Source organism: Streptomyces cyanogenus (assembly GCF_017526105.1).
Taxonomy (GTDB): domain Bacteria; phylum Actinomycetota; class Actinomycetes; order Streptomycetales; family Streptomycetaceae; genus Streptomyces; species Streptomyces cyanogenus.
On sequence record NZ_CP071839.1, the window covers coordinates 229,247 to 253,968 of the forward strand.

General features: G+C 71.8%; 19 protein-coding genes and 3 pseudogenes. 8 read left to right on the forward strand and 14 right to left on the reverse strand.

The genetic code is table 11. The features are described from left to right. Positions 1 to 57: 57 nt before the first annotated feature. Positions 58 to 291, reverse strand: a complete 234-nt coding sequence (locus S1361_RS01005; RefSeq protein ID WP_208029965.1) for a hypothetical protein — start codon at positions 289 to 291, stop codon at positions 58 to 60. Here S1361_RS01005 and S1361_RS38820 point away from each other — a divergent pair. From S1361_RS38820 to S1361_RS01015, 3 genes and pseudogenes are all read left to right on the forward strand, one after another. Further along, positions 209 to 835, forward strand: a pseudogene (locus tag S1361_RS38820) (sirohydrochlorin chelatase); the annotation flags it as partial. The gene S1361_RS01005 and the pseudogene S1361_RS38820 sit on opposite strands and share 83 nt — an antisense overlap. Before the next feature lie 179 nt (positions 836 to 1,014). After that, on the forward strand, positions 1,015 to 1,491 hold the full coding sequence (locus S1361_RS01010) for a hypothetical protein (protein WP_208029966.1): 477 nt from the start codon (positions 1,015 to 1,017) through the stop codon (positions 1,489 to 1,491). A gap of 187 nt (positions 1,492 to 1,678) precedes the next feature. After that, positions 1,679 to 2,644, forward strand: coding sequence for a hypothetical protein (locus S1361_RS01015; RefSeq protein WP_208029967.1), 966 nt, complete (start codon positions 1,679 to 1,681; stop codon positions 2,642 to 2,644). A 50-nt stretch (positions 2,645 to 2,694) separates the two neighbouring features. On the opposite strand, the gene S1361_RS01020 is transcribed toward S1361_RS01015, so the two are convergent. From S1361_RS01020 to S1361_RS01030, 3 genes and pseudogenes are all read right to left on the reverse strand, one after another. Continuing rightward, the gene (locus S1361_RS01020) at positions 2,695 to 2,949 is read right to left on the reverse strand and encodes a hypothetical protein (RefSeq protein WP_208029968.1); all 255 of its coding nucleotides are present in this window, start codon (positions 2,947 to 2,949) and stop codon (positions 2,695 to 2,697) included. Continuing rightward, positions 2,932 to 3,120: pseudogene (locus tag S1361_RS40185) on the reverse strand (IS701 family transposase); the annotation flags it as partial. The pseudogene S1361_RS40185 and the gene S1361_RS01020, both read right to left, overlap by 18 nt. Positions 3,121 to 3,481: 361 nt before the next feature. Beyond that, complete coding sequence (locus tag S1361_RS01030; RefSeq protein WP_208029969.1) at positions 3,482 to 3,853, reverse strand: hypothetical protein; 372 nt, start codon at positions 3,851 to 3,853, stop codon at positions 3,482 to 3,484. Between the two features lie 62 nt (positions 3,854 to 3,915). Here S1361_RS01030 and S1361_RS01035 point away from each other — a divergent pair, with 62 nt between their 5' ends. Beyond that, entirely contained in the window at positions 3,916 to 4,377 is a 462-nt protein-coding gene (locus S1361_RS01035) for a MarR family winged helix-turn-helix transcriptional regulator (RefSeq protein ID WP_208029970.1), read from the forward strand. 246 nt (positions 4,378 to 4,623) lie between these two features. Here the strand turns inward: S1361_RS01035 and tpg are convergent. The 4 genes and pseudogenes from tpg to S1361_RS01055 all read right to left on the reverse strand — a co-directional run. Continuing rightward, positions 4,624 to 4,983 (reverse strand): annotated as a pseudogene (gene tpg, locus S1361_RS01040) (telomere-protecting terminal protein Tpg); the annotation flags it as partial. 241 nt (positions 4,984 to 5,224) lie between these two features. Beyond that, the gene (locus S1361_RS01045; RefSeq protein ID WP_208029971.1) at positions 5,225 to 5,761 is read right to left on the reverse strand and encodes a cysteine hydrolase family protein; all 537 of its coding nucleotides are present in this window, start codon (positions 5,759 to 5,761) and stop codon (positions 5,225 to 5,227) included. Between the two features lie 434 nt (positions 5,762 to 6,195). Further along, positions 6,196 to 7,521: a class II 3-deoxy-7-phosphoheptulonate synthase gene (locus tag S1361_RS01050; RefSeq protein ID WP_243769478.1), complete on the reverse strand. Its 1,326-nt coding sequence runs from the start codon at positions 7,519 to 7,521 to the stop codon at positions 6,196 to 6,198. 671 nt (positions 7,522 to 8,192) lie between these two features. Next, the gene (locus S1361_RS01055) at positions 8,193 to 11,021 is read right to left on the reverse strand and encodes a helix-turn-helix transcriptional regulator (protein ID WP_208029973.1); all 2,829 of its coding nucleotides are present in this window, start codon (positions 11,019 to 11,021) and stop codon (positions 8,193 to 8,195) included. Positions 11,022 to 11,422: 401 nt separating this feature from the next. On the opposite strand from S1361_RS01055, the gene S1361_RS01060 reads away from it, so the two are divergent. Continuing rightward, entirely contained in the window at positions 11,423 to 14,263 is a 2,841-nt protein-coding gene (locus tag S1361_RS01060; RefSeq protein WP_208029974.1) for an ATP-binding protein, read from the forward strand. A gap of 25 nt (positions 14,264 to 14,288) precedes the next feature. Here the strand turns inward: S1361_RS01060 and S1361_RS01065 are convergent, their stop codons facing one another. Continuing rightward, entirely contained in the window at positions 14,289 to 15,161 is an 873-nt protein-coding gene (locus S1361_RS01065; RefSeq protein WP_243769012.1) for an ROK family protein, read from the reverse strand. Positions 15,162 to 15,442: 281 nt separating this feature from the next. On the opposite strand from S1361_RS01065, the gene S1361_RS01070 reads away from it, so the two are divergent. Then, positions 15,443 to 16,171 carry a hypothetical protein gene (locus S1361_RS01070; RefSeq protein WP_208029975.1) on the forward strand — a complete coding sequence of 243 codons (729 nt, stop codon included), beginning with the start codon at positions 15,443 to 15,445 and terminating at the stop codon, positions 16,169 to 16,171. 47 nt (positions 16,172 to 16,218) lie between these two features. Next, on the forward strand, positions 16,219 to 17,313 hold the full coding sequence (locus S1361_RS01075; protein WP_243769013.1) for a 3-dehydroquinate synthase family protein: 1,095 nt from the start codon (positions 16,219 to 16,221) through the stop codon (positions 17,311 to 17,313). A 93-nt stretch (positions 17,314 to 17,406) separates the two neighbouring features. Here S1361_RS01075 and S1361_RS01080 read toward each other — a convergent pair whose 3' ends face one another. From S1361_RS01080 to S1361_RS01095, 4 genes are all read right to left on the reverse strand, one after another. Continuing rightward, entirely contained in the window at positions 17,407 to 18,099 is a 693-nt protein-coding gene (locus tag S1361_RS01080; protein ID WP_208029976.1) for an HAD-IA family hydrolase, read from the reverse strand. Beyond that, positions 18,096 to 19,223, reverse strand: coding sequence for a Gfo/Idh/MocA family protein (locus tag S1361_RS01085; protein WP_208029977.1), 1,128 nt, complete (start codon positions 19,221 to 19,223; stop codon positions 18,096 to 18,098). The genes S1361_RS01080 and S1361_RS01085 overlap by 4 nt, the downstream gene beginning before the upstream one ends. Continuing rightward, positions 19,220 to 20,398, reverse strand: coding sequence for a DegT/DnrJ/EryC1/StrS family aminotransferase (locus S1361_RS01090; protein ID WP_208029978.1), 1,179 nt, complete (start codon positions 20,396 to 20,398; stop codon positions 19,220 to 19,222). Before S1361_RS01090 ends, S1361_RS01085 begins: the two co-directional genes overlap by 4 nt. 75 nt (positions 20,399 to 20,473) lie before the next feature. Next, complete coding sequence (locus tag S1361_RS01095) at positions 20,474 to 20,908, reverse strand: type II 3-dehydroquinate dehydratase (protein ID WP_208029979.1); 435 nt, start codon at positions 20,906 to 20,908, stop codon at positions 20,474 to 20,476. A 282-nt stretch (positions 20,909 to 21,190) separates the two neighbouring features. Between S1361_RS01095 and S1361_RS01100 the strand changes: the two genes are divergently transcribed. After that, positions 21,191 to 22,390 carry a cytochrome P450 gene (locus tag S1361_RS01100; RefSeq protein ID WP_208029980.1) on the forward strand — a complete coding sequence of 400 codons (1,200 nt, stop codon included), beginning with the start codon at positions 21,191 to 21,193 and terminating at the stop codon, positions 22,388 to 22,390. Positions 22,391 to 23,021: 631 nt separating this feature from the next. On the opposite strand, the gene S1361_RS01105 is transcribed toward S1361_RS01100, so the two are convergent. Beyond that, positions 23,022 to 24,488, reverse strand: a complete 1,467-nt coding sequence (locus tag S1361_RS01105; protein WP_208029981.1) for an FAD-binding oxidoreductase — start codon at positions 24,486 to 24,488, stop codon at positions 23,022 to 23,024. Positions 24,489 to 24,722 lie beyond the last annotated feature (234 nt).

Here is a 24,722-nt window from a genome sequence, read left to right on the forward strand (position 1 = left end):
CACGGTTCCTCACAGGTGCAGGCGGGGGCGACGGCTTCGGGCCCCCGCACCGCGCATTCAGCGTGCGAGGAACCTCCAGGGGCGTACGGAGCGGTCCCCGCCGACCCGGCCCCACGCCCCCTGGCCGTCCCGCGTCCCGACCAGCGCGGCCCGAACCAAGCGGCGCCCGCTCTGCGGTGCGGCCGGGCCGCCGTGCGGGCTCAGCAGCGCCGCGGCCGGCTGTGCGGCGGCGTCGTCCAGCAGGTCGCTGCGGCCGGGGCTGCGCGGGCAGACGGGCTTCCTGGACTTCAACGTCCCGTCGGTGCGCGCGGTCCTCCGGTCGCCGGCGGCCGAGGGGTGCGGGACGTCGTGGCACTGCCCCTCCTGCAGACCCGGGCCTTCCCCGCGAAGGCCGATAGCCCCGCCGTGCTGCGGGAGGCACCGGCACGGTTGCGGATCCGGCGGGCAGAGATCCTCGGCCCCTCCCCACTGCTGCTCTCCGCGTTGGAGCGGCGCCTGGCCGAGGCGGGGGCGAGGCCCGCCGACAAGTCCTCGACCGGGGTCGTGCTGGCCTCGGCGGGGTCCTCCGGTCCGGAGGTGAGCGCAGTGATCGCGGGAATCGCGAGGGAGTGGCGGCGCACCGGCTGGTACGCCGTGCGGCCTGCGTTCGCCTCTGCCTCCTCCCCCCGACCGAGGGCGCGCAGCCCCCGGGTTCCTGCTGGACCGCATCGCACGGGGCGCGGCCGGGGCGGATGTGCTCGCCGACGTGCTCGGTCCGGCCCCGGAGGCGGCTCGTCTGCTGCTGGAGAGGTTCGACGAAGCGGCGCTGCGGCATTCGCTCCGGCATCTCGCCTGACATTCCCGCGCAACAGTCCGTCACCTGGTACGGCACATCCGGCCGTTGTGACATATTCACGCGGACGCCGACTGCATAAATTCTGCGGAAAACGGAACCTCAAAGAACACTCAACTCAGTTGCCGCCCCACTCGTTCACACGGAAGGATGATCCCACAAGCCGAAGAACGGGGAACACGGTGAACATCAGCAAGAAATGGCTGACGACTTTGGCGGCTCCGGTCGCCGCCGGAATTCTTTTGACCGGCATGGCGGCCCCGCAGGCGTCCGCCGCCACGCACAAGGCGGACGCCACCTGCTCCGCCTCGCTCACTCCCACGGCAGACGCCAAGATCAAGGTGCGGACGTACTACACGAAGAAGACGAGCACGACCTGGCAGCACCTGAGCCGGTACTTCTACCCGAGCAGCCACGGCATCAAGAAGTCCCGCTCGGACACGGACGTGGCCAGTTGGCTGCTCGTCGGCTCCAGCCGGAAGGGCTGGGAACACGAGAAGCCCGGTTCGATCCGCTGGGACATGAACTCGTACGGCTATGACTACCCCCAGGGCCAGCGTCCCGTGACCAAGAAGGGCAAGACCCGCCTGGTCGTCCACGGCTGGTACGCGCTCGACACCTGGCCGACCGAGTGCAAGGCCCAGTCCTGGGTGTTCTAGTCCGCCGACCGTCGCGTGGGTGCGCAGCGGCGCTGCGCACCCACGCGGTGTCCATGACACCGGGAAACGCATGAGCACCCAGAAAAGGCTTTTCGTACTGGCTTCGGTACTGAGCGGACTTCTTCTCGCCACCGGATGCACTGCGCCGCCGGGATCGAAAGCAACGCCTGCCGGAAACAATTCCATCGTGCTGGCCGACGGTGATTCCAGTGGTTACATCACGTACGACACAAAGCACGAGGTACTGGCCGGGTACACGAGCGACGGCCGCGAGAAATGGCGCGAGAGCCGCTATTTCCCCACCGACGTGCACTGCGTGGGTTCCTGCCCGAACGCCGTCATATCGGCGACCCCCGACATGAACGAGCGGGAGACGCGGACGCACACCGTCTGGAAGACCGGAGCCACCTCCACGGTCCGCACGTCGCCCAGCCGGTCCCTGGTCGTCCACTGGGCCGAGGACCGGGACACCTGGGTCGCGACGGACGAGTCCTCGATCACCTGGTCGCAGTCCGGGAGACTCCACAGCAGGAAGTTCGCCGCAGGGGTCGGCGACGCGATGGGGCGGGTCTCCGACGACGGGAGCACACTGGTCGTCTCCGTCCAGCCCGCCTCCGCGAAGACCTGGAGCGCCTACCGCTTCCGGCTCACGGGCGCCCAGCTGTCACCGGTCCTGGTCTCCGACGCCTTGCCCGGAAGCATCGGCTGCCTGTCCCGGCAGCGCGAGTCCATGTGGACGCTCGGCGACAAGGCCGTCGAGTTCGACCTGGCGACCGGCAGGAAGCTCCGTGAGGTCCCGCAGTTCCTCAGTGACTGCGCCAGTTCCCGGAGCACGACCGTGCTCGGGGCGTTCTCGGCGGGGACGAGCGAGGCGCAGCAGACGATCTCCCTCGCCCCCGCGGACCGGTCCGCGCCTGTGCGCAGGACCGCGGCGAACAGCGACGGCGAGATCGGCGTCTTCCGTGACTGTGGCGTCTTCCTGTCGGACGGCCGGGTGACGACCCTGTCGGCGGCGGGCGACCGGCAGCCGACACAGATCAGCGCCCACAGCGTGCTGACCACCCCGGACGGCCTGATCTACACCGCCGGCCCCTCGGGCGAACCGGAGCGGCACGGCATCACGGCGGACGAGCGGCATTGCCGCGTCACGTGACCCGCGACGCGCTCCTCGCCCCCGGGCGGTATGCGGTGGCCCCCGACGGCTCACCGGCCGTGGGCGCTCACAGGTCGAGGGCGTTCACGAGCTGCTGGGTGCAGGCGAGGCTGCCCGTGCCCGCCGACGGACGCCCTGATGGCGACCGTCTCCAGCGCCGTGCGGATCCGGCCCAGGTCGGGCGGCAGGCCGTCCTCGGCGGACCGCGCCAGCTCGCACTGGACCACGTCCCCGCTGGGCACGAGCCCCGGGTACACCGTGAAGCGGATGATGCTGGCGGGGTCGCTTCTGACCAGGTCGGCCACGCTGGTGCGGTTGAGGGCGTAGGCGAGGTAGTAGGCGATCTCGTCGGGGCGGCCCAGGCTGCGGCGGCCCAGTCGTAAAGGGCGCGGGCCTTTGTCGCCTTCGCCGCAGGAGTGGCGTTCCCATGCCCCGTCGGGGGCATCGGCGATGGCCTGGTCGATGCGGCCGAAGGGTCACATCCTTGTCGGCCCGGACTCGGTCGTTCATCAGATCCCCATGCCCCAGGAGCTGCACACGGCGCAACGGCCCACCGGGGCCTGGCCGTTGCCAGGCGGGGAAGTCCAGTGGCGCAGCATCGCGCATGAGGTGACCACCAACCAGGAGTGGGCCAGAAGCGTTGGTCATCAGCGTGATCGATGCCCAGGTGATCAGGCTCTCGGAATAGCGGAGCTCGAAGCGCTCGTACGCATCCGGCTCAAACGGCTCCAGTATCGCTCCAAGGTCATCGGCGGCTTCATCACAGCGACCAGGCTCTCCCCCGATCTTTCACCTCGGCCGCCCTGAAGCTTGCTTGAGATGCAGGCCACTGAGCGTTCAGTGCATGTGGAACCACCACGCCGACGCGAGGTGAAGAACACCGAGGAGGCCGGCGCAGATGGCCATGCCTTTGTTGCGCTGCTGCACACCGATCGCGGAGTCGCCGATCTGGGCCAGGCCGGCGACGGCGAGAACGGGGGCGGCGGTAGACGCGTCGCCCACGGCGAACAGGGCGAGGGTGACGGCGGCGAGGGGGATCGCCCGGGCTCCGTAGGCGTTCGCGTAGAGATGTGTGCCCCCGTTGACGGCCATGCCGTTGGGCAGGGCGAGGTCGGGCCTGATCATTCCGGCGATGCAGAAGCCGGCCGAGGTGAGGGAGGCGAGGCCGTTGGCGGCAATGAGGATGGCCTGGAAGGTGGACGAGTTCACAGTTGCGTCTCCCCGTGAATCATTCTTATCGTGAATGGTTTTTTGAAGCTATCATTCTCGTCATGAGCGATGTCAATGGGGCAGCGGCCGGCGATGCCTCGGGCCTGACCTCGACCGTGGTGTTCCGGCTCGGCACTCTCGGCACGGTGGCCACCGACCGGTTCACACGGGAGATCGAGGGGCTGGGCCTCAAACCCAAGCACGTCGGCCTGATGGCCGCGCTCAGCCTTGCTGCCGTGGCGTCCCAGCAGGAACTGGCCGCACGGATGGGCGTCGCGCCCAGCCTGATGGTGTCGCTGGCCGACTATCTGGAGGGTCTAGGCGCGGTTCGGCGGGTCCGGGATCCGCGGGACCGCCGACGGCAGGTACTGACACTCACCAAGGAGGGGCAGGGCCTACTGGACCGCTGCACGTCCATGGCGCGGACCCTGGACGAGGAGTTCGTGGCCGGGCTGACGGAGAAGCAACGGAAGGCGCTGGACGAGGCGCTGCGCGTGATGGCGAACCGCGCCGGCCTGCCGTAGAGGACGAGAGAAACGGGAGGGCCCCTCGCTCATCGGTCGTGAGCGAGGGGTCGTTACTGACAGTAACCATCGTTGCCCTGTATCACCCGGCGCTCGGAGCGGCGATCGGCATCGGTGTTGTCGTTGTCACCCTGCTCAACGAGCTGATGCACAGGTAGCCGCCTGCCATCCGACCCCTGCGGACACGCGAGCGAGGCCCGGACCAGCTCTGGTCCGGGCCGCACGGCTGCTCGGGCGCGGCTGCTGCAGGTCGAACTCGAGGTGCTCGATGTCGGGGAAGCGGACCTCGTCGAGCCGGCCGGCGCGGCGGCCGTCGTCCTGGAAGTACACCTCCTTGAGCCCTTCGGCGGCGATCTCCCGCAGCTGCTGCTCGGTGGCACCCCGCTCCCGGGCCTCGAAGAGGCGGGCGGCGCATCGGGGCGGCAGTGCCGCGGCCGGGTGCCGGAGGCGGTCCTCGTCGGTGGAGCCGATCGGCGCGGTGTAGCCGATCCGGGCCCGGGTGTCGATGACGATGCCGCCGGTGGTCGCCGCCTGCTGCCGGCCCTCGGCCCGGATCTGGGACTGCCACCGCTTCCCCACCTCGCGCTCCATGCGCGCGGCGAGGTCACACAGGAACGTCGGCATCCTGATCGATGAGGGCAGCGGTGACACCAGGGCCCAGGCGGTGTCGGCGAAGTACTGCTCGTCGACGCCGTCCCACCAGACCGCCCTTGCTGCCGGACAGTGAGGAGACAGCGCCGGTCGTCAGTCCGGCCTGCTTGGCGATCTCGTCAAGCCTGGCGCGGCCCTCGGAGTGGCACGTACCGAGCCCGGCAAGGAGCGTTCCGGACGCCGGCTCGGCATGCGGTCACCTCCACAGGTCCCGGCTCGTGCACACGCATGCGCCCATGTTCCACTCCATCATCCGCAGCGCGGCCCGGGCGAGGTCCTCATGGATGTGCGCTACGGCATCCCTGGGGACGGTCACGTCGAAGTGACGGATGTGCGCGTCGAGAGCCGAGTAGAGCACGCACTGTTCGGTCACCTGCCCGGTGAGTACGAGCCGGTCGATGTCCTGTTGCCTCAGGAGGTACTCCAGGGGCGTTTCGAAGAAGACGGAGTGGCGGGCCTTCAGCACGAAGAGGGAATCCCTGTCGGGCCGCAGAGGCTCCACCAGGCAGCCGTACGGTCCGCTCAGGGCGTGGTCCAGCAACTCACCGTGGTGTGATCGCCACTCACCGAAGTTGTCGTTCACATAGATCACCGGTACCGAGCGGTCTCGCGCACGTCGCAGGAGGCCCGCGACGACCGGCACGACCGTCCGGGCCGAGGGAAGCAGCCGTTCGGCGTCCTTGTGGTCGTAGGTGTTGATCATGTCGATGACCAGCAGTGCAGTTTTGCTCACCCCCGCCGGGTTCCCTGATCGGCCGGTCGCACCTCCGCTGGGCACGGGCATCTCGCCCTGGGCCCGGCCGGGTGGCTCGGTGATCCCGGGAGCCGGTCCCCCTCGACAGCCGTGAGCGGCATGAGGCATCGGCAGGGCGGGGCGTTCAGCAAGGCGCGGTGATCCGTCCGGCACCGGCGGTGGAGGCCGTGCGGCTGCTCCGGGAGATGAGGGGGCGGTCCGGAGGGCAGGGTCGCTTACGGTGCCCTCGTTCCGGGGACCGCCGGCCGGCGCCGCACGCGGCAGTCCCTCGGGCGACGACATCCCCGGCCCGGGATCGCGGCGGTGTACTCGTCCCCTGGCCGCGGACACCCAGGGCAACAGCTCGTCCCCGGGAACGGCGAGACGCTCGCAGCTGGGGCCGGACCGCGCTCACCGGCGTGCCGCCGAGCCGGTCAGGCGCGCAGCATCTCCGCGACGAGGAAGGCCAGTTCCACCGACTGCCAGCTGTTCAGCCGGGGATCGCAGGCCGTCTCGTAGCGGCCGGTCAGCTCCGCGTCCGAGATCTCCTGCGCACCGCCCAGGCACTCGGTCACGTCATCGCCGGTCAGCTCTACGTGGATACCGCCGGGGTGGGTGCCCAGCGCCCGGTGCACCTCGAAGAAGCCCCGCACCTCGTCGACGATGTGGTCGAACCGGCGGGTCTTGTAACCGCTCGGCGCTTCCTGGGTGTTGCCGTGCATGGGGTCGCACTGCCAGACCACCCGGTGGCCGGACGCCGTCACCTTCTCCACTATGCCGGGGAGCGTGTCCCGGATCCGCTCATGGCCCATACGGCTGACCAGGGTCAGCCGGCCGGGGACGCCCTGCGGGTCCAGCCGTTCGACGTACTCCGTGACCAGCTCCGGCGTGGTGGACGGGCCGATCTTCAGTCCGACCGGGTTGGCCAGGAGCTCCGCGAAGGCGAGGTGCGCGCCGTCCGGTTGCCGGGTTCGCTCGCCGATCCACAGGAAGTGGCCGGACGCGTCGTACAGCCGGGGTTCGGGGCCGGAGTCGTCCACGCGCAGCATCGCGGCCTCGTAGTCGAGCAGCAGCGCCTCGTGACTGACGAACATCTCGGTGCCGTGCAGGGAGCCGTGGTCCACGCCGCACGCGGCCATGAAACGCAGGCTGTGGGTGATCTCGGTGGCCAGCGCCTCGTAGCGCGCCCCGGCCGGCGAGGTCCGCACGAAGTCCTGGTTCCAGTCGTGCACCCGTGCGAGGTCGGCCATGCCGGAACCGGTCAGCGCGCGCACCAGGTTGAGTGTGCCGCAGGAGTGGGCGTACGCCTGGAGCATCCGGGCCGGGTCGGGCACACGGGCGGCCGGGTCGGGGGTGAGCGAGTTGATGTTGTCACCGCGGAAGACGGGCAGACCCAACGCGTCCACGGAGTTCGACCGCGGCTTGGCGAACTGGCCCGCCATCCGGCCGACGCTGACCACCGGGATTCCGGCGGCGTAGGTCAGTACGACGGCCATCTGCAGCAGCGTGCGGACGTTGGCCCGGATGTGGGCCTCGGTGTTTTCGGCGAAGGTCTCCGCGCAGTCGCCACCCTGCAGCAGGAAGGCCTCGCCGCGCGCCACCGCGGCCAGGCGCCCGCTCAGCCGGTCCACCTCGGCGAGCGTGGTGAGGGAGGGCCGGCCGGCCAGCACGGCGGCCGTCTCCGCGGTCTTTCCCGGGTCGGGCCAGGCCGGCTGCTGGGCGGCCGGGCGGCGCAGCGCGTCCTCCACCCGGGCGCGCATGCCGGGGGTCAGTCCGGGCACCTCTGGCAGCGTGCGTACGGGCACGTCGGTCGTCCGAGTCATGTCTGCGACGCTAGGCCGAGAGGACAACTACCCGTCCACGGAGGGGTAATCCATCCGTCCCCGGCTGCTCGTCCGGCTGGTCGGCGGTGACAACCGGGAGGGCGGATGCGCCGCCGGGGGCCGGGGCCGAGCCTTTCGGCCGGGGCCCGCAGCAGGGGGCGTCGACGAGAGCCCGGCGCATGAAGCCCACGACGCGGGCGTGCACACCGGCCCACGGCGGCACGCCCGCCACAACGAACGCGCCGCAGCGCGGCCGTGGCACCGAGCCACTGCTCGGGTCGTCAGGACGGCGAACCGCGGCAGCCACAGCGGCAGATCGGCCGTGGCAGCCCGGGGCTCAACCGCCCGGTTCCGGGCACTTCCGGGGCGTCTCCGCCCGGGAACGCCACAGTCGGCCACTACGCGCCCGTGGTCCGGCTGGATCGGGTCCACGGCACGAACCTGAGAGCGAGCACCCCGGGCAACCGGTGCGCGCCAACAGACGCGCCGGAGGCCGACGGCCAGGCCGCGGCAGCGGGGTCGCGGGCGCGTCCGGCGGCGGTGGAGCCGTAGCACGGGGCCGGGGTCGTGGGTCGGCGGGGGGCGCGGGGCCGCGCGGCGTCGTGTGGTCAGGCGGTTGCGCCTGTGGGGTCGACGGCGCTCGGTACGCCGCGTCCCCGTCGTTGCTCGGCCAGCTGGAACGTCAGGTCGGCCGGCAGGTCGCTGCGGCGCTTGATGCCGAGCTTGCGGAACACCCGGGTGAGGTGCTGCTCGACGGTGCTCGGGGTGACGTACAGCCGGTCGGCGATCTCCCGGTTGGTGTAGCCCATGACCGCGAGCGAGGCCACGCGGTGCTCGGAGTCGGTGAGCAACGGTGCCGCATCCGGAGTCTCCGGGGCAGGTCCGGGTGTGGGTGACTCGCCGGGGACGGAGACGAGCCGCTGGGAGAGCGGCTCCGCCGCGCAGAGTGCGGCCAGGTGCCTGGCCCGACGCAGCACCATCCGCGCCCGCGAGCGCTGCGCCAGCGCCTGGTGGGCGCGGCTGAGGTCGCCGAGCACCCAGGCCTGCTCGTAGCGGTCGCGGCAGTCCTCGAAGAGGTCGAGCGCCTCCGCGAGCAGCTGGGGCCGCTGCCCGACCGGGCTCATTGCGGCGAGCAGCCGCAGGCACTGACCGCGGGTGCGCGGGCTGTCGGTGGCCGAGCGGGCGAGCTGGTCCTGAACGGTGCGCCGGGCACGGTCCTTGTTGTCCAGCCGCAGCCAGGCTTCGGCGGCGCTGGTCCGCCACGGCACGAGACCGGCCAGGTCGAGGCCCCAGTCACGCATGAGTTCGCCGCAGGAGAGGAAGTCCGCGAGTGCGGCGTGGGCATGGCCGGTGGCGAGGTAGTGGTGGCCGCGGGCGTGCAGGTAGTGCAGCCCGTAGCGGCTCTGGAAGAGGGCGTCGGGCACGGGTAATGCCAGGTACTTCGCCGCCGTGTCGTAGTCGCCGGTGCGGGTGGCGCCCAGGACCAGGCTGCCCAGCGGAAGCCCGACCGCCACGCCCCATGCCTTCGGGGTCAGCCGGGTCAGTGCGGTGCGCGCCTGGTCGACGCCCTCGGGCAGATCGCCGAGCCGTATCGCGGCCTCGGCGTGAGCGGCGGCCAGGACGGCCTGCCACACCGCGCTCTGGCCGGTTGCGGCCACGGAGGGGGAACTGGCGCACCAGGCGAGCACTGCGTCCGGCCGGTCGGCGTAGAGCAGGGTGGACAGCGCGAGCAGCGCGGTCTCCTCCGACCAGGAGGTGCGCCGGTTGAGCCGCAGATCGCGCAGCGCTTGTTCGGCGTGCGTGGCCGACTCGCTGTACCGGCCGCGGATCAGGCGGTCGCCCAGCTCGGCGATCACCCTCAGCCCGGGGTCGGCGCCCGGGGTCACGAGGCTGTCGCGCTGCCGTGCGGAGACCGTCGTCAACTGCCTGCCCCGGACGTGAGCCGGGTAGGTGACGGCCAGCCACGTGTCGGTGTCGTGCGGCTCGCGGGCGGTGCCGCCGTCGTCCTCGCGGACCGCCCCGCGTATCCGGTCCAGCACGGCTGCGGCTTCGGATTCCCGTCCGTGCCAGAGCAGGAGGCGCACGAGGGTGGGCAGGTCCTGCCGCTCCAGCCGGCCGGTCCGGGCCGCGCTGGTCAGGTGTCCGAGGTGGCGGGCCGCGGAGGAGGGGTTGAGCCGCCATTCCGTGCGGGTGAGTTCGGCGCGGACCGCGAGCTGCTGCCGGTCGGTGAGACCGGGCGCGGCGTCGGCGAGTCGTAGGCACTGGACGGCGGCCCGCAGGTCGCCGTCGAGCCGCAGGTGTGCGGCGGCTTCCAGCAGCAGGTCCACCTCCCAGGGCTCCGCGGCCCGGTCCCCCGCGACGAGGTGGTGGGCGATCCGGTCGATGGGCGCGTCCCTCTCGTGCAGCATCCGGGCAGCACCGCGGTGCAGCTCCCGGCATTCGCCGGGCGGCAGCGTACCGAGCACCGCCAGCCGGGCCGCCGAGTGGCGGAAGCGGCCGTCGGCGAGCAGTCCGGCGGCGGTCATCGACCGCAGAGCACCGGTCACGCTCTCGGTGTCCAGGTGCATGAGCCCGGCCACCTCCTCGGCCCTGGCGGACTCGCCGAGCACGGCGAGCCCGCGAGCCGCGTGAAGCAGCACCGGGTCGCCGCGGTGGAGGTGGTCGACGAACGCGGCGCCGTAGCCCTGTGCGCGCACGCCGCCCGACTGCCGGAAGTCCTCCACGACGGCCTGGAGCAGCAGCGGGTTGCCGCCGCTGACCCGGTGGGCCTCGGCGGCCAGCCGCTGGGAGGTGTTCTCACCGAGGTGCCGGCGCAGCATCAGGGCGACCCCTTCGGGGGACAGCGGTGCGAGGCTCAGCCGGTGGAAGGGCAGCAACCGCTCCAGCTCACCGCGGAACAGACGGTGGGCGAGCGAGAGGTGGGCGCCGCCCTCGGTGAGCAGGAGCAGGACGCGGGCGCCCGCCAGCCGCCGGGCGAGGTAGAGCAGGCAGCGCCGGGACCGGTCGTCCATGTACTGGGCGTCGTCGATGCTGATCAGCAGCGGTTTCCGCGAGGCCGCCCGGAGCAGTGCCAGGCAAATCCTGTGAAAAGCCTGTGCAAGGTCCGGATCGGTGTCCTCCAGTGCGGGTCCGGCGCTCGAAACCGCCATTCCGGCGGCGAGCGGTCCGGACATCTCGGACTGCGTTTCGGGTGACAGTGCCGCGCCCTGCAGCAACTGGCTCAGCACACCGAACGGAAGCGCCTGCTCCGCCGGTGAACACACAGCTCCCAGGGTCGCCACCGCCGACCCGGCCCGTCCCGCGAAAGCGCGCAGCAATTCGCTTTTCCCGGTGCCGGGCGGCCCCTCGATCAAAGCGACCTGGCCCCTATGGTCTTCACTGCCCCCGAGCAATTCGCTCAGATAACTGATCTGTTCCGTCCGCTCGATTATCTCCATCAATTCCCCCCATGCAGTTCCGGCCCTCGACCTCCGGGGCCTTCGCGGCCAGGACCCATCGTTAGCAGGGCCAGGCCAACTGCCGGGGAATCCGACACCCACCCGCGACGTCGCGCTCGTTCACACCGATGACGGGCGGCACTTGCTAGTGTGGACGACACTACGGGTTCGTTCGCTGCCGACGGGTCCGATCAACGGGGAGCGGGGGCCGGCGTCCAGCGGTCCGGAGACGCATTGACAAGTCGGATACAAGAGCATTCCCTGTTTGCCGGTTCAACAGCCACGCGCGGCCTGCTCCGGCGGAACGGGTGACTACAGAAGACAAGTCGTACATTGGGGGATGTATGCAGTTCTACCTGTTGGGACCACTCGAAGCTCGCATAGCCGGACAGTCGATCGCGTTGGGGGGTATCAACCAGCGCGCCACGCTCGGACTCCTGCTTCTCAACGCCAACCAGGTGGTGCCGACCAGCCAGGTCATAGACGCCCTCTGGGGAATGCACGCTCCCGCCACCTCACGGAAGATGGTGCAGAACGCCGCCTCCAGTCTCCGCCGGATCATCGCCGAGCACGGAGGCTCGGAGCAGGACACGGAACTGCTCACGCGGAGCCCCGGCTATCTGCTCACCGTGCCCAGGGACGCCGTGGACCTGTACATCTTCCAGCGGCTGAGCAAGGAAGGGCGGGCCGCACTCGCCGCGGGCGCCTGGGCATCGGCCGCCCGTTCCCTGCGCGAGGCGCTGGCCCTGTGGCGCGGGCCCGCTCTCTGCGACCTGGCCGAGACCGGGATCAACTGGCCCGAGCTGAGCGCCTTGGAGAGCGCCCGCGGGGCCGTCGCGGAGGACCTGTACGAGGCCGAGCTGTGCCTGGGCCGGCATCACGATCTCGTCAGCGCCCTGGAGCCGTTGGTCGAGGCGGCGCCCGACCGTGAGCGGCTGTGCGGCCTGTTGATGCTGGCTCTCTACCGCTGCGGTCGCCAGCGCGAGGCACTGACGGTCTACCAGCGCACCCGCAAGGTCTTACGCACCGAGTTCGGGCTGGAACCGGGGCGGGATCTGCAGGAGCTGGAGCACAAGATCCTCAACCATGACACCTCGCTGGTCTTCGACCGGTCCGCCGCGGTCACGGCATCCGGCCGCCGGTCCAGCGACCCCGCCTCCCCGACGGCCGTCCGGGAACCGGCCCCGGCTCCCGAGTCGTCCGCCCCGCCGGAGCCGGCGGTCCCGTACCCGATGCCGGCCGCGGCGCCGGCCGCCCGGCCCGCCGCTGCGGCCGTCGACAGCCCGTCCGCGCTCCTCAGCGGGCCGTACCGGACCGAGCGCAAGTGGGTCAGCGTCCTGACGGCGCGAGCCCTGCTGACCTCGGTCGACGACCCCGAGCAGATAGACGGGGCCCTGAAGGCCATGACCGCGGCGGTCATGGAGGAGGGCGAACGCTTCGGCGGGGTCCTCCAGGGCCGGATGGGCGCCCAGTGGTGGGTGCTGTTCGGCGCGCCGCACACCCGGGAGAACGACCCCGAGCGGGCCACCAGGGCCGCGCTGGCCCTCCAGGACCGGTTCCGGCAGCGCGGCCCCGGCCAGCCGCCCGCCGTATCGCTGCGGGTGGCGGTGGCCACCGGCGAGGTGATGATGACTTACGGGGCCCCGGGGGACACTCGTCCCAGCGATGTGATCGGCGGAGTGCTCGACACCTGCCAGCGGCTGCTGGAAGAGGTGCCGGCCGGGGGCGTACGCGTCTGCGAGCACACGAGCCGGGTCACCCGGGACGCGTTCGAGTACGCGGGTGCCGACGAGCCGGTCGCCGAGCGGGCGACCCCGCCCGGCACGCAACTCTCCGACGGCTTCCGTCTCAGCCCGTTCATCGGCCGGGAGGCCGAACTCGAGACGCTGTGCCGGCTGTTGCGGACCATACGGTCCCGGCGCCGGCCGCATCTGGTGACGCTGCTCGGCGAACCCGGCATCGGCAAGAGCCGGCTCGTCCACGAACTGGCGCAGTACGACGCCGGGTTGCCCGAGTCGGCCCGCTGGCTGGTCGGCCGGGTGTCCCCCTTCGGCTGTGAGACACCACTCGGCGCGCTGTCGGAGATGGTCCGCGGTCTCCTCGGCATCACCGACTCCGACTCCGCGGCGGCCACCGAGCGCACCCTCGCCGACGCGGTGGACCGGCTGACCGCGTCACCGGACGAGCGGGCCGTGATGCTGCGCAGGCTGCGTCCGCTGCTCGGGCTGGAGGAGGACGATCCTGCACCGGCCGGCTGCTCCCCCGAGGCCAAGGCCGAGTCCTTCGCCGTGTGGTGCAAGTTCCTGGAGGAGATCGCGGCCGAGCAGCCCCTGGTCGCCGTACTGGAGGATCTCCACCTGGCCGACGACATACTGCTGGACTTCGTCGGTTATCTCACCGACCACGTCGGCGCGGTGCCGATCCTCGTCATCGCCACCGCCCGGCCCGAGCTGCTGCGGGAGCGGCCCCACTGGGGCGGCGGTAAGCGGAACGCCACCACGCTCACGCTTGCCCCACTGACCCGGGAGGAGAGCGGGCTGCTGCTCAACGAGCTGGCCACGCGCTACCGGGAGCGCGAACGGCTGCCCTCTCCGCCGCCCGGGTCGCGCTGTGCCGACCCGGACGGCTTCGGTGCCGCGCTGATCTCACAGATGGGCGGGAATCCGCTGTTCGCCTGGGAGTTCATCCGCATGTACCACGACTGCGGCCGGTCGGGCGCCCCCGTCGTCCCGGCCGGCCCCGAGCACGGCCATCCGCCGCTGCCGCAGTCGGTGTACGCGGTCATCGCCGCGCGGCTGGACCGGCTGGCGCCGGAGGACAAGGAAGTGCTGTACGACGCCGCGGTGTTCGGCAACAAGGTGTGGGTGGATGCGGTGGCAGCACTCAACAAGCGCGCGCCGGGCGATGTGGCGGCCTCCCTGCGGCGGCTGGAACACCTGGAGTTACTTCGGCGGATCCGGGACAAGTCGGTGCCGGACGGGGTGGCCTACGTGTTCCGGCACGAGCTGGTGCTCGAGGTCGCCTACTCCCACCTGCCCCGCGCCGTTCGGGCCGCCAAACACCTGCGGGCCGCGGCCTGGCTGGAGAGCCTGCCCACGCACCGCGCGGATCTGCTCGCTGTGCACTACGAGCTGGCGGCCTCCGCGTCGGAGGACGGTTCGGCCGACAACGGGCGGCTGTCCGGCCATCGTGCCCGCCGCATCCGCCGGCCCGCACATCCGCCGCTGGCCATGCCGGTCTGACGCCCGGCCGCGGGGGCGTGCGGGCTCAGGCCGGCCCGCGTGCCAGCAGCAGCGCGCCCTGGAGGGAGGAGAGGCCGCCGAGGGCCGCGGCGGCCGGCTCGACCGGCGGCCCGCCCGGCCTGGCGAGCCGCTGTGCGTGCCGGCGCACCCGTTCGGCGAAGTCCGGCAGGCCGGCGGCGAACCCCCCTCCGATGGTGATCCGGTCGGGGCGCACCAACTCGGCCAGGCTCACCGCGGCGGCGGCCAGCGCGGCACAGCTTTCCTCCACCGCCTCGACGGCCCAGGAACGTCCCCGGGCGAGGGCGCCCCCCAGTTCGGTGAACGGGACCTCGCCGCCGCGCAGCGCGGCGGCCCGGCGCAACGTCGCCGGTCCGGAGGCCACGGCCTGCAGGCAGCCGTACCTGCCGCAGTCGCACCGAGGCCCGCCCCGGTCCACGATGATGTGCCCGGCCTCGCAGGAGCCACGGCCGGTTCCGGGGCAGAGCCGGCCATCCAGCACGATCCCGCCGCCGATACCGGTGCCCACGCCGAGATGGACGAGGTGCCGCACGCCGGCCGCGTGGGCCTCGGCGAGGGCGGCCAGATCGCCGTCGTCGGCGTACCGGACAGGTGTCCCGGGGAACAGCAGGTCCAGCGAGCCGGCGAGGTCGAGGCCGGTCCACCCGGGCCGCCCGGGCCAGGTGACCACCTTGCCCCCGCGGTCCAGGGTCGCCGGGACCGAGACGCCGACCGCCTCGAGGTCGCGCGTCGAGCCTTCGCACACGGCGTGGACGCCCTCGGCCAGTGCGGTCATGTCCTGGCGCGTTCCTTCGAACGGTGGCCAGCGGAACGTGGCCTCTCGGACCGCGGAGCCGGGTCCGACCACCTTCAGCGCCACCTTCGTGCCACCGATGTCCACTCCGAGATGTCTGATGACGACCCCCGTTCACCTGGGTACGGCCGATACGTGTCCGCGGCGCCGCGGACGACCCGAGTGTGGCGCGGCGGGGCCTGCGTCGGCACCCCTAGCGTCCCCCCTAGGACATCCCAGAATCCGTTCGGGTCCTCGATGGCCGCCGTCCGCGATGGCGATGGTCCGCCGGCACCACTTAGCCTCTCCGCAAGCGCCGGGATGTCGAGCCTATGGGGGCACTCGTGGTACCGCACGACTGGTTGTTCTGCCGACTGTCCGGAGCCCGCATGCCGGAGCTGCCCGAGCTGGTCCGCGTGCTGCGGGCGGCGGACGGCATCTGGTTCTTCGATCCGGCGGAGGATTCGCCCGGCCCCGCCTTCGCACTGTGGTGCCGCACCGCACCCGAGCGGCGGGAGGAGATCCGGACGGCCCTGCGGGCCGAGGGCGCCGTCCGGATCGTGGAGGAACGCCACGGCGAGCGCCCGGTGGTCCACCGCGGTGCCCGGGGCTTCGATCTCTCCGACGAACTGGCCGCCGTATCAAGCGAGTTGGCCGTCGCACTGACGGCGGAGGGAGGGCCCGCCGACCAGGAGGCGCTGGTCTGGGCGGTACGACACCTGCAGCATGTCGTGGGTCTCGTCCCGCAGCGGGACCGCCGGGCGTTCCTGTTCGCCTGCTGGCAGCAGTGGAGTGCGGGCCTGGCACCCGAGGACCGGGTCTCGCTGGGCCTCCAGGCGGAGATCGAGGCGGAGTCGGTGACCGGGCAGGCGGCGGCCGGCCCGCGGCGGGGGCCGGCCGTGTCCTGGACCCGGTACACCGAGAGGACCCGCGCGATCGCCGCCGACCCCGCGTTCACCGCGCAAGCCCCGGGGAACTACCTGCTCTTCCGGCACGCCCACCGCACCCATGCGCGGATGGGCCTGCCCCTCGCCGTCGAGGCGCTGGCGGCCCGGATCGTCCGGGCGGAGCTCGACGCCACCGGGGCGCCCGCCGCACCCAGCCTGCAGAACGCCTGACCCACGCACCGCCGAAGCATTCCACCAGCCTTGAGAGGAAGCACCGCGTGAACGCCATGCCCGCGCCCGTGCAGCCGTCCGGACCGCCGGTAGGCGGCGCCCCGGCAGCCAACGGGCTCCACGTCGTGGAGGTCCCGCTCGGCGACCGCTCCTACTCGGTGCACATCGGTCCCGGGGCACGCACCGCGCTGGCCGGGGCGGTCGCCGCCCTCGGAGCCCGGCGTGCGGTGCTGGTCTCCGCCCGGCCCGACGAGTGGAACCCGGACACCGGCGTGGAGACGCTGGTGCTGCGGGCCAGGGACGGAGAACCCGACAAGACCCTCGCGAGCGTCGGAGAACTGTGCAGCCGCTTCGCACGTTTCGGGCTCACCCGGGACGACGTCGTCGTATCCGTCGGCGGCGGCACCACCACGGACACCGTGGGCCTGGCCGCCGCGCTCTACCACCGTGGCGTGCCGGTGATCCACCTGCCCACCACCCTGCTGGCCCAGGTCGACGCGAGCATCGGCGGCAAGACGGCGGTGAACCTGCCGGAGGGCAAGAACCTGGTGGGCGCCTACTGGCAGCCCAAGGCCGTGTACTGCGACACCGACTACCTGAGCACGCTGCCCCGGCGGGAGTGGACCAACGGATACGGCGAGATCGCCCGTTGCATGTTCATCGGCACGGGCGATCTGCGCGGACTGCCGCTGCCCGAGCAGATCGCGGCCAGTGTGGCGCGCAAGGCGGAGATCGTGGTGGCCGACGAGCGGGACGGCGGGCTGCGGCACCTGCTCAACTACGGTCACACGCTGGGCCACGCGCTGGAACGGGCCACCGACTACGCGCTGCGGCACGGTGAGGGGGTGGCGATCGGCACGGTGTTCGCCGGGCGGCTCGCCGGTGCCCTGGGCCGGATCGGCGAGCGCAGAGTGGCCGAACACCTGGAGGTCGTCGAGCACTACGGCCTGCCCGTCGGGCTGCCGGAGTCGCTGGACATCCCCGAGGTGATCGGCCTGATGCGGCGGGACAAGAAGGCGACCCGCGGGCTCACTTTCGTGCTGGACGGCCGGGACGGTGCCGAACTGGTCGAGGACGTCGACGAGTCGATCGTGGCGGCCACCCTGGTGACGATGCCGCGGCAGAGCCTGCCCCAGGGCTGAGCGGCCCGCCGTGCGGGCGTGAAACCCGCGCCCGCACGGCACGGGCCCGGAAGCCGGTCCGGCTTCCGGGCCCTTCGTCGCTCCGGTGGTGGTTCAGCGGGCCGGCACCGGTGGGCAGAGCCCGAGAAGGGCAGCGGGCGACCGCAGCACCACGTCCGGCTCGGCGGCGAGCATCTCGTCCTCGGCCGTCTCGCCCCACAGCGCGGCCACCGCGGTCACCCCCGCGGACCGCGCGCTGGCCAGGTCGGTGAGCGCGTCCCCGACCATCATGGCCTCTTCGGGGCCGCTGTCCATGAGGTCAAGGGCCCGCCGCACGATGTCGGGGGCCGGCTTGGGCCGGGCGACCTCGTCGGAACCGATCACGTGGTCGAACAGCGGGAGCACGCCGAGCTGCTCCAGCAGTGAGCGGGCCCGCGGGCCGCTCTTCCCGGTGGCCACCGAGAGCTTCAGGCCGCGCTCGCGCAGCTCCGTCAGCAGCGGCGCCACACCGGGGAAGAGCTGGACGCGGTGCGCGAGCCGGTAGCTCTCCCGCACGAAGGGCTCCTCCATCTCAAGCGGCAGTCCCATGATCCGCATGATGTCGGGAAAGTAGCGGCCCAAGTGCCGGTTGTACTCGCGGAACGGCGGTTCGCCGGGTCCGACGACCTCCGCGTAGGCGATGGTGAACGCCTCGCGCATGACCTCGAAGCTGTCGACCAGCACCCCGTCCAGGTCGAAAACGACGGCCCGGTACCCGAGGGCCCGGCCGGTCGGGGAACTGGCGGTGCTGCTCAGGGTGTCGCTCATCGCTGCCTCTCGGGTGAAGGGACGAGGGCCGGTGCCGTGTGTGCCTTGTGGGCCGACCGGTAGATCCGCTCGATGACACCGATGGCCCGGGCGGCGTCCTCGGCCGCCCGGCCGCGCAGGGCCGAGTCGGCCAGCAGTCCGGGCAGCTCGTCGAGCTGGCGCGCGTACTCGGCGCCTATCTCCTCGGCAGGCACCGGAAGTTCGGTGGTGACGCCGTCCGTGGTCCGGGTGACCCTCGGGCGGGCCACCCGGTTGGGGCTGAATCCGAAGGTGCATTCCAGGGCCGCGGAGCCGTCGCTGCCGTCCACCCGGATCCGGGTGACGTCGGTCGCCCGGTGCGAGGCCCAGGCGGCCCGCAGGGTGACCGACACCCCCTCGTCGGTGACGAGGAATGCGCGTGCCGTGTCCTCCACGTTGCCGGGTCCGCCCGGCGACGGCTCCTCGGCCCGCCAGTCCGCCCGCGCCGCGCCCTGGTTGACGAAGTCCCCGGAGACCGTGCCCACGGCCTGGTCGAAGCGGACCGGGCCGAGCAGCGAGGTCAGGGTGTCCAGCAGATGCCAGCCGAGGTCGAGCAGCGCGCCGCCCCCGGCGAGCGAGGCTCTGGTGAACCAGCCGTTCCCGTTCGGCACGCCCCGGGCCCGGACCCACTCCAGGTCCACGTGCCGGATCCGGCCCAGACTGCCCACCGCCTCACGCAGCACGGCGACGTCGGCGCGGTAGCGGGCCGCGCTGCCGGCCAGCAGCACGGTGCCGCCCGCCCGTTCTGCCGCCGTCAGCTGCCGTGCCTCCGCGCTGCTCAGGCAGACCGGCTTCTCCAGGAACACCGGGGTGCCCCTGGCCAGCAGCCCCGTGGCCACGGCGGCGTGGAGGTGGTTGGGCACCGCGACCACCGCCAGGTCGGCCAGGTCCGGTGGGAGCCGGCCGGCGTCGGTGAAGAGGGGCGCGTCGATGCCCTCGGCGGCGAGCACCCCGGGCGCCTGGGGTGCCGGGTCGACGACTGCGCTGACGGTGTACCGGGGGTGGCGGCGCAGCCGCGGCAGCCAGATGGAGGAGCCGGCCCAGCCGAGCCCGACCATGGCGATCCGCAGGGGTTCCGCGGCCGCGCCCTCCAGGCCGCCGGTCATACGGCGGCCACGGTGTCGGCGACGATCTCGGCGATCCGGTGCATCTGCTCCTCGGTGCCGAGCAGGGTGCGGTGGTGCAGCCACACGCAGTCGCTGTAGATCGCCTCGGTGTTGGGGCAGCGGGCGGCCAGGTCGTCCACGGTCAGGTCGGGGGCGGCACTCTCCCAGAAGCCCTGCGAGCGGTAGATGGCCCGGAAGGCGGCGAAGGCCGGCAGGCCACGCTCGATCAGCGCGTCCACCAGCTCGTTCCGCTTGAATTCGTCGAGGCCGGGGATGCGGAACATCATCATGTAGTGCGGATTGCGGGTGACCCGCTCGTCCCTGACCTGCGGGACGACGCCGGGGATCTCGGCGAGCAGACCGGACAGCAGCGGCTCCCGCTGTTCCCGGGTGTCGATCTGGCCGGCGAGGCGGCCCAGCTGGGCGCGCAGCACGGCGGCACTGAACTCGTTCATCCGGAAGTTCGACCCGGAAGTGCCGTGCAGATAGCGCCGGTCGGTGCGGGGGCGGCCGCAACTGTGCCGCAGGAACGCCTGCTCGTACATCTCGGCGTACCGCTCCCCCTCGGGGAACACCACCGCGCCACCCTCGCCGGCCGTCATCAGTTTGCCGTTCTGGAAGCTGAACGCGGCCAGCGAGCCCAGCTCGCCGACGCGCTTGCCCCGCCACTGCGCGCCGTGCGCGTGCGCGGCGTCCTGGACGAGGGGCACACCGCTGGCCTCGGACAGCTTCGCCAGTCCGTCCATGTCGGCGAAGTGGCCGGCCATGTGCACGGGCATGATCGCCCGCGTGCGGGGGGTGATGGCGGCCTCGGTTGCGGCGAGGTCCATGCAGTAGGTGTCGGGGGTGACGTCGACCGGTACGGCGACCGCTCCGAGGCGTTGGGCCGCCTGGGAGGAGGAGATGAAGGTGAAGGCGGGGACGATCACCTCGGTGCCCGGGCCGACCCCCAGCACCTGGAGCGCGAGTTCCAGCGCGTGCGTGCCGTTGGTGACGGCGAGGGACCGGGCAGCGCCGTGGTACTCGGCGAACTCCCGGTCGAAGGTGTCGGTCTCGCTGCCTCCCATACGCCACCACTGGCCCTGTTCCAGGGCGCGGATGAGGCCGCTCCGCTCGGCGTCGTCGAACTGGGGCCAGGCCGGGAATTCGGGAAGCGGGCGCGCGTCGGCGTTCATGATGGGTTTCTCCCAGGTGAGTTCTCGGTGGGTGTGCCGGAGTCGTCGGCGGTGCGGGGCCGGTGAGGCGGCCGGTCAGCCGGCGGTCTTCGCCAGCAGCGCCAGTGCGGCGAGCCGATAGCCGTCGGCGCCGAGGCCCACGATGACGCCGCTGGCGAGCGGGGCGAGCACCGACTCGTGCCGGAAGCTCTCCCGGGCCCAGACGTTGGACAGGTGGACCTCGATCCAGGGGCGCGGGTAGTTGGCCAGCGCGTCGCGCAGGCTCCAGCCGGCGATCATCAGCGCGCCGGGGTTCACGATCGCACCGACCGTCCCGTAGTTGTCCTGGACCGCTTGGACGAGTTCGCCCTCGGATTCGCGCTGTACGGCGGTCACCTGCCAGCCGCGGTCCGCGACCGTTTTGGCGACGGATTCCTCGATGTCGGCAAGCGTACTGGTGCCGTACACCTCCGGTTCGCGCTTTCCGAGTATTCCGAGATTGGGTCCGTTGAGCAGCAGAAGTTTCCTCACGGAGTCCCCTCGATCAATTGCGTCCGGTGTCGGAAGGGTGAATCTCTCGCACCTTCGCCACGCTATAGCAGCGAGAGTCCGGATCGGCTGGCGCCAACGAGGCGGGAGCAAGTACAGGGTGGGGTTAGGGGGGTTGCTAGGGGGCGGATCTCGGTTCCGGATATGGGTCAGTGGGCGCAGAATTGCCGCACAGTGGGGGAGGCGTGAAATTCTTCGTCCCCGACGGCTGAACCGGTCCGAACGAGGCATCACGAGGGAACGAATCAGATGAGCGAATGCCCGATGAAGAACAGGCCGGAACCACTGGCCTATCCATTCCAGGAGTCGGAACGGCTCGAAGTGGACCCGACGTACGGGCGGTTGCGCACCGGGGACGGACTGGCCCGGGTACAGCCACCCTTCGGTGACCCCGGGTGGCTGGCGGTCCGCTACGAGGACGTCAAGGCGGTGCTGGCCGACCCGCGGTTCAGCCGGGCCCGGGCGCTGGGCGACGACGTGCCGCGTCTGGTGCCGTTCCTGCCGCCGCCGGACACGATCATGGCGATGGACCCACCGGAGCACAACAGGCTCCGCAAGATGCTGGCCCAGGCCTTCACCATGCGCCGGGTGGAGAAACTGCGGCCGCGGGTGCAGCAGGTCGTCGACGAGCAGCTCGACGTGCTGGAGAGGGCCGGCGGCGAGGCCGACCTGATGCGCTCGTTCGCCGTGCCGGTGTCCCTGACCGTGATCACCGAACTCCTCGGTGTGCCGTATGCGGACCGGGACCGGTTCGGCACCTGGGTCGGCATCATCTTCTCCGCCGAGCACACGCCCGACGTGGCCATGAAGGCCAACGAGGAGCTGATGGGCTATCTCGCCGGGCTGGTGGCGCAGCGCCGTGAGCAGCCCGGTGACGACCTGCTGAGCGTCCTGGTGGAGGCGCGCGACTCGGATGACCGGCTCAGCGAGAGCGAGATGGTGGGCCTCGCCGCGGCCGTCCTCATCGCGGGCTTCGACGTCACCGGCAACAACCTCGGCAACCAGATCTACGCCCTGCTCTCCAGCCCCTCCCACCTGCGGCAACTTCAGGAGGACCCGACGCTCGTGCCGCAGGCCGTGGAGGAGATGCTGCGCTACATCAGGCCCGCGACGGGCGAGGGGATCCCGCGGGTGGCGGTCGAGGACGTGGAACTCGGCGGAGTGGTGGTGAAGGCCGGTGAGGCCGTGCTCCCTTCGACGATGTCGGCGAACCGGGACGCCTCGGTCTTCGAGGACCCGGACACCATGGACTTCACCCGCACCCACAACCCGCACCTTGCCTTCGGACACGGCCCGCACCACTGTGTGGGCGCCCAGCTGGCCCGGCTGGAGCTGCAGGTGGCCATAGAGAGCCTGCTGCGCCGCTTCCCGGGGCTGCGGCTGGCGGTGCCGGCCGACGACGTGCCGTGGCTGCCGCCCCACGCGGTGTGGTCCGCCCCCGCCCGCATTCCCGTGAGCTGGTAGGAACCTCGGCAGGGAGAGCCACTGGACGTCGAGAAGTACCCACCCGGCCAACGTCCCCCGGGGTGCAAGCCGGCGAACCGGTAGGCACGCAAGACGCCCGCATGCCTCCGGTGTGAACAAGGCGGCGCCGCCGGCCGGCCCGGCGGCGCCGCAGCTTGCTCCGGTCATCGAGCAGGCTCCGGTCGAGCCTTCGCAGTACCCGGGTGAAGCCGGCCGCGTCGATGTCGCCGACCGGCTCGGGCAGGAGGCCACCGTCCGGCAAGGCCGCGGGGAACTCAGCCGTGAGCCGATGCGCCGCGCCCTGAGGACCGGACGGGCCATGCGCGGGCCGCACCGGCCTCCACCGCGCGTCTGCCCGGGATCATGGGACACGATGGTGGCCGGCGCGCGGCTCGCCGACCGCCAGGGCCGTCCCCGGGCACGGGAAGGCTCCCTGATCACCGGTGAGGACAGCAGGCGGCCGGCGGACAGCTGGAGGTCGTCGCCTCCGATCCCGACAGCCGTCCCCGCGAGGCGCTCGACTGGGAAGCCCCAGCCGAGCGCCTCGCTGCGCGCCTGGCGGCAGGCGGCTGATCCATGTCATGCCACGGGCCCCAGGTAGGCGCCGTCCGTCCAGGGCCCTGTCGGTCGGTCAGGCGACGGCGCCCGGGTGCTTGAAGACGCCCCAGGGGTCGTAGGCGCGCTTCACCGCCCGCAGCCGGGGGTAGTTGGAGCCGTAGTTGGACGTGCCCCAGTCGGCGTTCAGCCGGGTGCTGGGGAAATTGATGTACGAGCCGCTGGACAGCGGCGCCAGCGCGTCGGCCGCGCGGGTGGTCCAGGTGGTGTGCCGGGCCACGACGTCGGGGCCGGGCTGCGCGTCGAGGTCGAAGGACTGGTAACCGATCAGGAACTGGGCGTCGCGGTGCCCGAACGCGGTGGCGGCCGTGGGCACGTCGCCGGCGGCCCCGCCGAGGGCGAACGCCTGGATGAAGCGGAACGGGATCTCGGTGGCCTGTGCGTCGTACGCGGCGATCAGGTTGCTGATCTCGGCCGAACTGGCGGCGCGGGCGCTGAGCTGGAAGCTCTGCTGCTTGTAGGGGGTGCGGTAGAGCTGGGCGCCGGGCTGGCTGCCGGTGCGGTGGCACTGGTCGAGCGTCAGCTCTCCGCATCCGTACAGGCCCTTCATGCCGTCGTTGAAGGCGTCGTCGTGCGTGGAGCTGCTCACCGGCTGCACCCCGGCCCGCTCGGTGAGTTCCGCCAGCGCCGTGCCGAGAGCGGCGGCGCTGCCGTGGTAGCCACCGTAGATCTTGATGAGCGGCTCGGTGCCGGTGCCGCCGCCGTTGGGGGGCAGGACGAACAGCGAGGAGCCGAGGTCCCGGGAGGCGCCGAGCGTCCATGCCTGCCAGGCGGCGATCACGGACGGGGCGTCGTCCCACGACCACATGGTGGTGTACTCCACCAGCCGCGGCGCGTCGATGGGCCGGACCTCCCAGTCCGCGACGATGCCGAAGTTACCGCCACCGCCGCCGCGCAGCGCCCAGAACAGGTCGGGCTCGACGGTCGGTGAGCAGCGCACGATCCGGCCGTCGGCGAGGACCACCTGGGCCGAGACGACCCGGTCGGCGGCAAGGCCGAACTTGCGGGTCTGGAAGCCGACACCGCCGCCGGAGACGAAGCCGCCGGCCCGGACGGTGGGGCAGGTTCCGGTGACCAGCTGCTTGCCCAGCGGGGCCAGAGCGGCCAGGGCGTCGACGGACTGGGCGCCGGGCCCGACCCGGACCGTGGCACCGGTGACGGTGGCGTGCCCGATCCGGCCGACGTCGATGACCAGGCCCTCGCCGGTCGACCAGCCGTTGAGATTGTGGCCGCCGCTGCGCACCCGCAGCGGGAGGTCGTGCGTCTGGGCGAACCGGACACACGTGCGTATGTCCGCGGGCGTCTCGCAGAAGGCGATGGCCACCGGGTTGATCGAGTCGTACTGGATGAACTGGCCCTGCTTGGCGAGCGCGTAGCCGTCGTCGGCGGGCAGCACCACGTCGCCCTGGAGGGCCTCGCGGAGTCTGCTCCACTTGTCGCGGGAACCGGCGAGTACCGGTGCGGCGCCCGACCCGACGGCCACGGCCGCCAGCCCGGCTCCCGCGCCCGTCCGGATGAGTGACCTTCTGCTGATCAAAATTCTCCCCGTCCTTCTGTCTGTCCATTGTTCGGACGACGGGAACGCTAGGCGCGAAAGACCATGACCACATCCCCCTTATTCCCCCTGTTTCTTGTTCAACTTTCTCTCCCGAATGGTGTGATGAAATACGGCGGCGCCCCCGGTCCTTTTGGAACCGGGGGCGCCTTTCCCGTTTTT